The sequence below is a fragment of the Aeromonas sp. FL131 genome, from assembly GCF_049860615.1.
Lineage (GTDB): Bacteria > Pseudomonadota > Gammaproteobacteria > Enterobacterales > Aeromonadaceae > Aeromonas > Aeromonas hydrophila.
In genome coordinates, this window is the sequence record NZ_CP187595.1 from 2,031,307 (window position 1) to 2,043,328 (window position 12,022).

General features: G+C 58.5%; 9 protein-coding genes. 6 read left to right on the top strand and 3 right to left on the bottom strand.

Annotated features, from left to right (window positions below; genetic code table 11):
* Positions 1-98: 98 nt before the first annotated feature.
* Positions 99-527: a thioredoxin TrxC gene (gene trxC, locus ACPW75_RS09525; protein WP_077096621.1), complete on the top strand. Its 429-nt coding sequence runs from the start codon at positions 99-101 to the stop codon at positions 525-527.
* A 165-nt stretch (positions 528-692) separates the two neighbouring features.
* Complete coding sequence (locus ACPW75_RS09530) at positions 693-2,081, top strand: SLC13 family permease (protein ID WP_042067477.1); 1,389 nt, start codon at positions 693-695, stop codon at positions 2,079-2,081.
* A 253-nt stretch (positions 2,082-2,334) separates the two neighbouring features.
* On the opposite strand, the gene ACPW75_RS09535 is transcribed toward ACPW75_RS09530, so the two are convergent.
* Together ACPW75_RS09535 and ACPW75_RS09540 are read right to left on the bottom strand one after the other, a co-directional pair.
* Positions 2,335-4,809: a glycogen/starch/alpha-glucan phosphorylase gene (locus ACPW75_RS09535; RefSeq protein WP_011706264.1), complete on the bottom strand. Its 2,475-nt coding sequence runs from the start codon at positions 4,807-4,809 to the stop codon at positions 2,335-2,337.
* A gap of 385 nt (positions 4,810-5,194) precedes the next feature.
* Positions 5,195-5,392, bottom strand: coding sequence for a DUF4250 domain-containing protein (locus ACPW75_RS09540; protein ID WP_005300391.1), 198 nt, complete (start codon positions 5,390-5,392; stop codon positions 5,195-5,197).
* A 232-nt stretch (positions 5,393-5,624) separates the two neighbouring features.
* On the opposite strand from ACPW75_RS09540, the gene ACPW75_RS09545 reads away from it, so the two are divergent.
* A complete protein-coding gene (locus ACPW75_RS09545) occupies positions 5,625-6,113 on the top strand; it encodes a cell division inhibitor (RefSeq protein ID WP_179101445.1) in 489 nt (162 codons plus the stop codon).
* Positions 6,114-6,517: 404 nt separating this feature from the next.
* Here ACPW75_RS09545 and ACPW75_RS09550 read toward each other — a convergent pair whose 3' ends face one another.
* Positions 6,518-8,041, bottom strand: coding sequence for a fumarate hydratase (locus ACPW75_RS09550; protein WP_024944465.1), 1,524 nt, complete (start codon positions 8,039-8,041; stop codon positions 6,518-6,520).
* Positions 8,042-8,337: 296 nt separating this feature from the next.
* On the opposite strand from ACPW75_RS09550, the gene pabB reads away from it, so the two are divergent.
* The 3 genes from pabB to ACPW75_RS09565 all read left to right on the top strand — a co-directional run bounded on the left by pabB (position 8,338) and on the right by ACPW75_RS09565 (position 11,752).
* A complete protein-coding gene (gene pabB / locus ACPW75_RS09555) occupies positions 8,338-9,624 on the top strand; it encodes an aminodeoxychorismate synthase component I (protein ID WP_256822048.1) in 1,287 nt (428 codons plus the stop codon).
* 47 nt (positions 9,625-9,671) lie between these two features.
* Positions 9,672-10,238 carry a CoA pyrophosphatase gene (locus ACPW75_RS09560; protein WP_060389538.1) on the top strand — a complete coding sequence of 189 codons (567 nt, stop codon included), beginning with the start codon at positions 9,672-9,674 and terminating at the stop codon, positions 10,236-10,238.
* A gap of 215 nt (positions 10,239-10,453) precedes the next feature.
* Positions 10,454-11,752, top strand: coding sequence for a serine/threonine transporter (locus ACPW75_RS09565; RefSeq protein ID WP_077096618.1), 1,299 nt, complete (start codon positions 10,454-10,456; stop codon positions 11,750-11,752).
* Positions 11,753-12,022: the final 270 nt, after the last annotated feature.

Here is a 12,022-nt window from a genome sequence, read left to right on the forward strand (position 1 = left end):
ATAACTGGCTGTGAAAGATAACTGACTACTATGTTACCGTTACTCTGCCCTGTCAGTGCAATAAGATGTTGCAGGGCTTATGCATACAGGAATCAATTATGTCATTTATCACTACCTATTGTAGCCATTGCTTCACCAGGAACCGCCTGCCTGAAGAAAAAATGGATTCAAATGCGAAATGCGGCCGCTGCAAGAGCGGGCTGTTCGCCGCCAGCCCGGTCAACGGCCTGGAGCAGCAGTTCGATACCCTGATCCAGTCTGACATCCCGGTCGTGGTCGACTTCTGGGCCAGCTGGTGCGGACCATGCCTTCAATTTTCACCTGTTTTTCAACAAGTTGCCAGTGAACTTGAGCCAAGACTCCGCTTCGTCAAGGTCGATACCGAACAACAAGCCGCCATTGCAGCCCGTTACGCCATTCGCAGCATTCCCACCCTGATGGTCTTCAAGCAGGGCAAGATGGTGGCACAGCGCAGTGGCTCCCTTCCTCCCAGTCTGTTCAAGGAGTGGTTGCACAGCTTCATCTAGGCCACAAATGATACCAATATGTTTAATTTGTGTTTATTTAATGTTTTAATTTGCCTTGACTCTGTGAGTCCCGGCATGCTTTGACCAGTTCCCCCTGTTTCAAACGGGGGGATGAATGTAATCTCGGCAACACAACAACAACCATAAATTAACCGAGAGAACAATATGCACACATCTGCAGTACCCTCCACTACCCCATCACGCTGGCTGGACATCAAATCCGGGATCGTCATCCTGGATGTGTTGCTGCTCTGTGCCATGCTGGCCTGGCTCCCCTTTGATCCCAACGTCAACAAGGGGCTGGGGATCCTGGTCTTCATCGCCATCCTCTGGCTGACTGAAGCCGTCAACATCACCATCACGGCCCTCTCCATCCCGGTACTTGCCACCCTGCTCGGGGTCTTTGACATGAGCAAGTCGCTGACTGACTTTGCCAACCCGGTGCTGTTTCTGTTCTTCGGCGGCTTTGCACTGGCCGCAGCCCTCTCCAAACAGGGGCTGGATACCCAGATCGCCGCCAAGGTGATGCAGCTTGCCAGAGGCCACCTCGGCTGGGCCGCCATCGTGCTCTTCACCATCACGGCCGCCCTCTCCATGTGGATCAGCAACACCGCCACTGCCGCCATGATGATGCCGCTGGCCCTCGGCATGCTGAAAGGTCTCGATGCCCACAAGGAGCGCCGTACCCTGGTCTTCGTCCTGCTTGGGGTCGCCTACAGCGCCAGCATCGGCGGCATCGGCACCCTGGTCGGCAGCCCGCCCAACGCCATCGCCGCCGCCCAGATGGGGCTGGGTTTCACCGACTGGATGAAGTTCGGCATCCCGGTGGTACTCATCTTCATGCCAGTGGGCATCGGCCTGCTTTATATGGTGACCCGTCCCAACCTCTCCCATCAGGTCAGCACCGAGAAGGTCACCATCCAGTGGACCGGTCAACGCAAGATCACCCTGCTCATCTTCCTGACCACAGTACTGCTGTGGATCGGCTCCCAGCCCATTGCCAAGGCACTGGGAGGCATTCCCCAGTTCGATACCCTGATCGCCATGGGCGCCATCGTGGCCATTGCCATCAGCCGGGTGGCCAGCTGGGATGACATCAACCAGAACACCGACTGGGGCGTGTTGATGCTGTTTGGTGGCGGCCTCACCTTAAGCGCCATCCTGAAGCAGACCGGGGCCAACGCCTTCCTGGCGGAGCACCTCTCCAACGGTCTGGCCACCATGCCGATCTTCATCATCCTGCTCTGTCTGGCCGCGTTCGTGGTGTTCCTGACCGAGCTGGTCTCCAACACCGCCACCGCCGCCCTGCTGGTGCCGCTGTTTGCCGGGGTTGCCCAGGCGCTGGGCGTATCGCCCATCGTCGTCTCCGTGCTGATCGCCGTCGGCGCCTCTTGCGCCTTTATGCTGCCGGTGGCCACCCCGCCCAACGCCATCGTGTTCGCCAGCGGTCATATCAAGCAGCGTGAGATGATGCGGGCCGGCCTGGTGCTGAACCTGGTCTTCACCGTCATTCTGACCCTGCTCGCCTACTTCATGGGTGACATACTGCACTGATATGCCGAGTACCAAGGCCCCTGACGGGGCCTTTTTATTGCCTCTTCTGCATGCAGTCTCGGCCAAACAGCCCCCCTTCTCACCCGTTCACCACCTGTGAACAGCCACTGTTCTCAGCCAAAAGAGCCGTATGGTGAAGGTGGGTGTTTGACGTTTTCGCTTGTGCTCTCTTTTCCGCAATCCCCCATCGCCAACATGCCCACGCAAAATAAAAACCCCCCGCATAGCGGGGGGTTGCAGGTTTACCGTCTCATCAGCCGATGCTGCAGGGTTTCAATTGCCAGATGCGATCCACATAGTCCTGGATGGAGCGATCGGAGTTGAACTTGCCCATGGTAGCCGAGTTGATGATGGCCTTCTTCGCCCACAGGGCCGGATCCCGATACCAGGTATCGATCAGCTTGTGGGCTTCCGAGTAGGAGGCGAAATCGGCCAGGGTCAGGTAGGGATCCCCCCCTTCCAGCAAGGAGCGCTTGATGGAGGAGAGCTCGCCCGGACGACCCGGCGTGAAATAGTCAGTATCAAACCAGTCCAGCACGGCCTTGAGCTCGGAGTTGGCATAGTAGAAGTCGTACGGGTTGTAGCCGCGCCCCTTCAATGCCTTCACCTCGTCCACGTTCAGACCGAAGATGGCGCAGTTCTCGGCTCCCGCCTCTTCGGCGATCTCGATGTTGGCGCCGTCCAGCGTACCGATGGTGATGGCACCGTTGAGCGCCATCTTCATATTGCCGGTACCGGAGGCTTCATAGCCGGCGGTGGAGATCTGCTCGGAGACATCAGCCGCCGGGATCAGCTTCTCGGCCAGGCTCACGCGGTAGTTCGGCATGAACACCACTTTCAGCTTGCCCTGGATGCGCGCATCGTTGTTGACCCGCTCCGCCAGCTTGTTGATGGCGTAGATGATGTCTTTGGCCAGCTTGTAACCGGGCGCCGCCTTGGAGCCGAAGATGAACACCCGCGGGTGCATGTCATAGTCGGGGTTGGCCAGCAGGCGACGGTAGAGCGCCATGATATGGATGAGGTTCAGCTGTTGACGCTTGTACTCGTGCAGACGCTTGATCTGGACGTCAAAGATCGCCTCCGAGCTCACCTCGATGCCGGTTTCGGCCTTGATCACCTTGACCAGCTTCTCCTTGTTGTGGCGCTTGATGGTCATGAACTGCTGCTGGAATGCCTTGTCGTCGGCAAATTTGACCACGCTGCGCAGCTTGTCGAGCTGCAGCGGCCACTCTTTGCCCACCACCTCGTTGTAAAGCTCGGCCAGTTCCGGGTTGCAAGCCAGCAGCCAGCGACGCGGGGTCACCCCGTTGGTGACGTTGCACATCTTCTGGGGCCACAGCTCGGCATACTCGGGGAACAAGTCTTCCTTCACCAGTTTGGAGTGGATCTCGGCCACGCCGTTGACCTTGGAGGAACCGATGACGCACAGGTTGCCCATGCGCACCTTGCGCACATCACCCTCTTCGATGATGGAGAGCTTGGCCTTGATGGCATCGTTACCCGGCCACTTGGGTTCGACCAGCTCGCTCAGGAAGCGGGCGTTGATCTCGTAAATCACCTCAAGATGACGGGGCAGTACCTTCTCGAACAGGCTGACCGACCACTTCTCCAGCGCTTCCGGCAGCAGGGTGTGGTTGGTGTAGGAGAAGACCTGATAGCTGATGGCCCAGGCCGCGTCCCAGGTCAGCCCCTCTTCGTCCACCAGCACCCGCATCAGTTCCGGGATGGCCACGGTGGGGTGGGTATCGTTGAGCTGGATGGCAATCTGGGCGGCAAAGTTGCTGAAGTCGGCGCCATGCACCCGCTTGTAGCGACGCATGATGTCCTTGATGGAGCAGGCACAGAAGAAGTACTGCTGGATCAGGCGCAGCTCTTTGCCCGCATCGGTCTCATCGTTCGGATAGAGCACCTTGGAGATGGTCTCGGCCTGGGCTTTCTCCGCCTGGGAATCGATATAGCCACCGGCATTGAACACGTCCCAGTCAAAGAACTCGGAAGCGCGGGATTCCCACAGGCGCAGGATGTTGACGGTATGACCGCCAAAGCCGACCACCGGGATATCCCAAGGCACCCCTTTGATCTTGCGGCCGGCGTGCCACACCTTCTTGAGGCCACCGTTGTCGCCAAACACGGTCTCGACATAGCCATAGAGCGGGATCTCCTGCACGGATTCCGGGCGGCAGATCTCCCAGGGGTTGCCATATTCACGCCAGGAGTCGGGGCGCTCAATCTGGCGGCCATCCTGAATTTCCTGGCGGAACAAGCCGTGTTCGTAGTGGATACCATAACCGACCGCCGGGTAGTTCAGGGTCGCCAGGGAATCGATGAAGCAGGCGGCCAGACGGCCCAGACCGCCGTTGCCGAGCGCCATGTCGGGCTCTTGTTCACACAGATCGGTCAGTTCCAGACCGAGTTCACCTAGCGCCTCTTCGCAAACTTTGTACAGGGAGAGGTTGTGCAGGTTGTTGGAGGTCAAACGCCCCATCAGGAATTCAGCAGAGAGATAGTGAATCGCACGAGTATCTTTCTTGAAGTGAGTCTGCTGAGTACGGGTCAGGCGCTCGTACACCTGTTCGTTGACGGCGGCTGCGGTCGCTTTCCACCACGCTTCTGGCGAGGCTTTCTGTTCGCTTGTACCCAAGGTAGAACGCAGGTGACGCACGATACTCGCCTTGAGCTGATCTTTATCCAGTTGGAGATCCTGGTCTGTCTTCTTCTTGGTAGCCATAAACCATTTCCTTCGTTACAGAATAATAAATTGTTATCCCATCAGGGACCGGCGCTGTTGTTATCTCAGAATATGTTCCGGCGTGGGCATACTAGCTAAAGCCGCTGGTTTAAAAGTTAACGCAAGTCACACTTTAACGCATAAAAATGACAGTTCAAGCTTGAAAACCCTTTCCTGAAAGCTGTCATTATGAATCTTTAATTTCATTAAAAATCATACAGTTAATCTCTTCATGAAAATATAAATACGTGAATAGGTTTTCAATGATTGCCAAGTGCTGAAAACTCTTGAAAATAACTGAAAATTCAGCGCACATTGAAAACGATTTCAATGTGCGCCGTTCATGAAAAGCAAAGACCAAGGCTGTTCGGTTGATTTCTGCGGGTCAACCATGGGCTTTGAACTGGTTGCTCATGGGGTCATAGTGATAGCCTATCTGCAATAAGCGGGTAGCCAGCTGATCTTCCGTCATGTCGTAGTAGGCCAACAACTCTTCCAGCCCGTCACACTCCAGCCGCAGTTTTTCATTGATGATCCCGAGCAGGATATTGGCATCCAGTCGTTGCAAGGTGCTGACGTCCATCTCATCTCTCCTCTGTGCAAGACATACTGTATAACCATGGGCGTCCCCTCCTGCTTTGTCCATAGGCTAAAAAACACTCACCACCAACATTAAATAAATAATCTTTACAATCAATACCATAGATCAAATCACTGCCAATTCGATCACATTTTAGAGCACAAATGGCTTGTCACTGGCACCAACAGCAACTACTGTATACGCATACAGCATGGTTATTCATACAGGACAACATATGAGCCAGCCCATGAGTCAGCACCCGATCACCACCTCAGCCGGTATGAGCAATCCCTGGCCCACCCGGCATCAAGGCAACATGGACGATGAGCGTTATCGCACAACGATTGCCCATGAAGCCCCGCTGCTTGATGAGCTGGTGAAACTGAGCCATGGCGATACCGGCTGGATCCTGTTGATTGCACCACCCGGTCTGCCGGTAGCCAAGCAGCTGCAGGCACAGGGGATCAATCCCGCCAGAGTATTGGTGGTGCATAGCCCCAAGATCAAAAACTGGCAACGTACGCTGGAACAGAGTCTGGGCAACGGCCGCTGCGCCGCCGTGCTGACCTGGCTGCCGGAGCAGGTCATGCTGGATCGCGCCAAGTTGAGCAAGTTGGGACAACGCTGCGGGGTTCTGACCCGTTTCTTCGAGCCGGCCGCATCCTCCCCTGCCCACAGTGGTTCACTGGTCTATGGCGGGCAGGATGTCTATCTCAACCACTGACAGGTGCCAAGAGTGCTAGGAGACGCCTTGCAGGATTGGATGGTGAGATGAACGGGCTTTTCGTTGGCGCTGAACAGCCCAGCAATCACTCAGTGACAAGAGCCCTACAAGCATCAGGCAACAGCGGTAAGTGCCTGCCGACAGAGGGAAGTGGAAGCCGGCATGAAAGCGAGGCGCAGAGCTCCTCACAGTGAATATAATTGGCAGTTAGCCGGTGGCAGTTGACTCATGCGACTGCACGCAGGCCAAAAGAGAAGGCGACCCTGGGGTCGCCTTCGTTCTGTCTGCTATGGCTGCAGCGGTATAACGGTGGTATCGATAACAGTCATGCGCCGCGTCAATTCACGTTGAGCCTCGAGACAAGTCTCAAGACCGTGAGTGAACAGCGATCAAACAGCTTTCGCTCACGCCAGTTTGCCGTCGAGCTCGGCAATCTTGGCAGACCAGTAAGCCGGGCCTGTCTCATGGATATTGTTGCCCTGAGAGTCGACTGCCACGGTCACCGGCATGTCTTCCACCTCAAACTCATAGATGGCTTCCATACCCAGGTCGGCAAAGGCCACTACCCGCGCCTTCTTGATGGCCTTGGCCACCAGATAGGCGGCGCCGCCGACGGCCATCAGATAGACAGCCTGGTGCTGCTTGATGCTCTCGACCGTCTTGGGGCCTCGCTCGGATTTGCCGATCATGCCGATGAGGCCGGTTTCTCCCAGCATCATGTCGGTGAACTTGTCCATCCGGGTGGAGGTGGTCGGGCCGGCCGGGCCGACCACTTCGTCACGCACGGCATCGACCGGGCCGACGTAATAGATGAAACGGTTGGTGAAGTCGACCCCTTCCGGCAGCCCCTCGCCTTTTTTCAGCATGTCGGCAATGCGTTTGTGAGCGGCATCGCGACCGGTCAGGATCTTGCCGGAGAGCAGCACGGTATCTCCGCTCTTCCAGCTGGCAAGCTCTGCCTTGGTGATGCCGTCGACATTGACACGGCGCACGTTGCCGCCAGCCGAGCGGGTGATCTCCGGCCAATCTTCCAGCTTCGGCGGGGTCAGCTCGGCCGGGCCGGAGCCATCCAGTTCGAAGTGCACGTGACGGGTCGCCGCGCAGTTGGGGATCATCACCACCGGCTTGGAAGCAGCGTGGGTCGGCGCAGATTTCACCTTCACATCCAGCACGGTAGTGAGACCGCCGAGCCCCTGGGCACCGATCCCCAGCTTGTTGACCTTGTCATAGAGCTCGACCCGCAGCTTCTCTTCGGTGGTCTCCGGACCACGGGCGATCAGCTCCTGGATGTCGATGTGCTCCATCAGGGCTTCTTTGGCCAGTACGGCCGCCTTCTCGGCAGTACCGCCGATGCCAATCCCCAGCATGCCGGGTGGACACCAGCCGGCCCCCATGGTCGGCACGGTTTTGAGCACCCACTCCACCACGTCGTCGGAGGGGTTGAGCATCACCATCTTGGACTTGTTCTCGGAGCCGCCGCCCTTGGCCGCAATGCTCACTTCCACCTTGTCACCCGGGATCATGTCGATGTGCACCACGGCCGGGGCGTTGTCCTTGGTGTTCTTGCGACTGCCGGCGGGGTCGGCCAGCACGGAGGCGCGCAGCGGGTTGTCCGGATTGGTGTAGGCACGGCGGGTGCCCTCGTCCACCATCTCCTGCACCGTCATGTCGCTGTCCCACTGCACCTGCATGCCGATCTTGACGAAGCAGGTGACGATGCCGGTATCCTGACACAGGGGGCGATGTCCTTCGGCGGACATGCGGGAGTTGATCAGGATCTGGGCCAGGGCGTCCTTGGCGGCCGGGTTGATCTCGCGGTCATAGGCAGCCTTGGCGGCCTGCACGAAATCGAGGGGGTGGTAGTAGGAGATGTACTGCAGGGCGTCGGCGATGGAATCGATAAAATCCTGTTTTTTAATGATGCTCATATCATCCTCACTGGTCCTTGTCTCCGGCTCGATGCAGAGCAAGGGCTTCCATATGAGCCGTGCTTCGGTGGGGTGGTGCCAGGCGGCTTGCCTGTCGGCCCGATAAGACAACGGCGTGTTTTTTCTAAAAATTCCGGCGGCTATGATACGCTTGCCACCCCCGTACCGGCTAGGGAGCAGGCTGTAAACTGTTGCCTGTGTAACAAAAAATGAAACCAACGCTGCATATCCACCATTTTGATCACCAGACGGCGCTCCATGCCCTGTTCGCACGCATTCATCATCTGCCCTGGGCCATGTTGCTGGAATCCGCCGGCCCGCTGGGAGCAGACAACCACTTTGACATCATCACCGCCGATCCGCTGGCCACTTTGCAGACCGAGGGAACGCTGACCCGCATCGCGCAGGGTGATCAGCACGAATCCCGTGAAGATGATCCGTTGACGCTGCTGGCCCAACGCCAACACGCCCTGCTGGGAGAGGTCATCAGTCAAGCGACCCCCCTGCCCTTCATCGGCGGTGCTCTCGGCCTGTTTGGCTATGATCTGGGCCGCCGTTTCGAGCGTCTGCCGAGCATGGCCGCCCGTGACGTGACCATCCCGGACATGGCAGTCGGCATCTATGACTGGGCCCTGCTGCGGGACGTGGCAACGGGCCAGTGGCAGCTGGTGCACTGGGGCGATGAGGCCGGCCTTGCCCGCCGCCTGCAGTGGCTTGAGGCGCAGCAGGCAACCACCACTGAGCCCTTTGCCCTGCAGGGAAAATGGCAGAGCAACATGAGCCGCGCGCAATACGGTGACAAGTTTGCCAAGGTCCAGGCCTATCTGGCCGCCGGGGACTGCTATCAGATCAACCTGACCCAGCGCTTCAGCGCGCCCTATCGGGGCGACGAGTGGCAGGCCTATCAGACTCTGTCACAGGCCAACCGTGCCCCCTTCTCGGCCTTCCTGCGCTTGCCGCAGGGCGCCATTTTGAGCCTCTCCCCCGAGCGTTTCCTGTTGCTCGACCAGCGCCATATCGAGACCAAGCCCATCAAGGGCACCCGCCCGCGGCTGGCCGACCCTGCACTGGATCAGGCCAGCGCCCTGGAACTCGCTGGCGCCGACAAGGACAGATCGGAAAATCTGATGATCGTGGATCTGCTGCGCAACGACATCGGCCGGGTGAGCCGACCCGGCTCGGTCAACGTGCCCAGCCTGTTTGCGGTAGAGTCTTTTCCGGCGGTGCATCACCTGGTGTCTACCATCCACGGCGAGCTGGATGCGCAGTGGCAAGCGGTGGACCTGCTGCGCGCCTGTTTCCCCGGCGGCTCCATCACCGGCGCCCCCAAGATCCGGGCCATGGAGATCATCGAAGAGCTGGAGCCCCAGCGGCGCAACGCCTACTGCGGCAGCATCGGCTATCTGAGCCAGCATGGCCGGATGGATACCAGCATCTGCATCCGCACCCTGATCGCCGCACAGGGCCAACTCCACTGCTGGGCCGGTGGCGGCGTCATTGCCGACTCCGACGTGGACGACGAATATCAGGAAACCTATGACAAGGTGGCCCGCATTCTGCCGCTGCTGGACACCCTGCGTTGAAAACCTGACAAAATGGATCACAGCAACTGGAGCGAAGAAGAATCGAGATGGAACGTGCCGAACTGCTGACCCGCTTTTTATTGCAACGCCCCGCCCCCGCCCACCGGCTGACGGTGGCCGGGCTCAAGCCCGCCGCCGTGCTGCTGCCGCTGGTCGAGCGGGCCGACGGCCTGCAACTGCTGCTGACCCGACGCAGCCCGCACCTGCGCCACCACGCAGGGCAGATAAGCTTCCCCGGCGGCAGGCAGGATCCGGACGACCGGGACTTGATCCACACGGCGCTGCGGGAAACCCAGGAAGAGCTCGGCATAGTCCCTGCCCAAATAAAGGTGCTGGGTACCCTCACGCCCCTCAACACCGTCTCCCAATACGACGTGCTGCCGGTGCTGGGGCTGGTCACGGCCGACTATCAGCTCACCTTGAGCCGGGACGAGGTCGACCAGGCTTTTGAGGTGCCGCTCAACCACCTGCTGGATCCACGCCACCACATCGCGCTCACCATTCCCAGAGCCGATCACCTGCACACCATCTACTGGATCCCCTGGCAGCACCACTTCATCTGGGGTGCCACCGCCAGCATGATCCGCCAACTCTCCCGGCAACTCGCCATATAACATTTTGCCTACAAAAGATTGTGCAACATTCGCGCATTAACATTAAACTAACGTAGGTTTTTATAAAAAATAATTGATTAATTCTTCTTTCGATCACATTTCCACAAAAGAATGCGGGTTTGAGCCCCATAAAGGTGAATTTGATCAACATTTTTGATTAAAAAAACCGTATCCTTGCGCCGATTCAATAAAAACCACAATTCGGGGTGAGACACATGTCTAATACTGTCACCGGCGCACAGGACGTTGCGACCTCACAGGAGCAAGGAACCCGCTCCATCCAATCGCGTGGTTGGACCAAACAAGACACCAGCTGGGTGATCAGCCTGTTCGGCACCGCCGTCGGCGCCGGCATTCTGTTTTTGCCCATCAACGCCGGCATGGGTGGCTTCTGGCCACTGGTGGTGATGGCGCTGCTGGTCGGCCCCATGACCTACCTGGCCCACCGCGGCCTCGCCCGCTTCGTACTCTCCTCCAGCAGACCCGATGCCGACATCACGGAAGTGGTGGAAGAGCACTTCGGCGTGGGTGCCGGCAAATTGATAACCCTGCTCTACTTCTTCGCCATCTACCCCATCGTGCTGATCTACGGGGTGGGCATCACCAACACGGTTGAGAGCTTCATGGTCAACCAGTTGCAGATGACGGCGCCCCCGCGCTGGATCCTCTCCATCGTGCTGATCATGGGCATGATGTCGGTGATGCTGGCCGGTGAAAAACTGATGCTGAAGGTGACCGAGTTCCTGGTCTACCCGCTCATCGCCATCCTGGTGGGGATCTCCTTCTATCTCATCCCGGACTGGACCGGCGCGGCCCTCTCCCAGATGCCGTCCGGCAAGGACTTTGCCATCACCCTGTGGCTGACCATTCCGGTGCTGGTGTTCTCTTTCAACCACAGCCCGGCCATCTCCAGCTTCTCGCTGGCCCAGCGTCGCGATCACGGCGAACACGCGGTCGAGAAATCTGACGCCATCCTCAAGCGTACCGCCACCATCCTGCTCGGTTTCGTGATGTTCTTCGTCTTCTCCTGCGTGATGAGCCTGACCCCGGCGCAGCTGGCAGAAGCCAAGTCCCAGAACATCGCCGTGCTCTCCTACCTGGCCAACCAGCACGCCAGCCCCATCATCTCCTACTTCGGCCCGTTGGTGGCGTTCGTGGCCATCGTCTCCTCCTTCTTCGGCCACTACCTGGGTGCCCGCGAAGGCCTGAAGGGGATGATCGTCCAGAACCTGCGCAAGTCCGGCAAGGAGCCGAACCACAAGAAGGTCGAGATATTCATCATCGCCTTCTTCATCCTGACCCTGTGGGGCACCGCGGTGATCAACCCCTCCATCCTCGGCATGATCGAGTCGATGGGCGGCCCCATCATCGCCACCATCCTGTTCATCATGCCGATGTACGCCATCAAGCGCGTGCCGGCCATGGCGAAGTATCAGGGCCATATCAGCAACGTCTTCGTGGCTGTGATGGGGATGACGGCCATCTCCGCCATCCTCTACCAACTGCTCGGCTGACACTCGGCCATACCAGCAACAATGCCAGCCGGGTAACCGGCTGGCATTTTTTTATGGTGCCAACAGCAGCCGATGATGGCTCTCCGGCAGGCGAGCATGCACAGGCATGTTGGCCGATGCGCCACTCGCATAACATCGTCCAAGCTCCCCATCCCGACGATTCCCCCGTCTTCTCTCGTCATCCTCCCTTCAACGGCAACCGACAATGGCTGACCCATGGCCCATGCAGCCTTATACAAGCCGGTGCCACACAGCCTGCCTGGCAAGGCG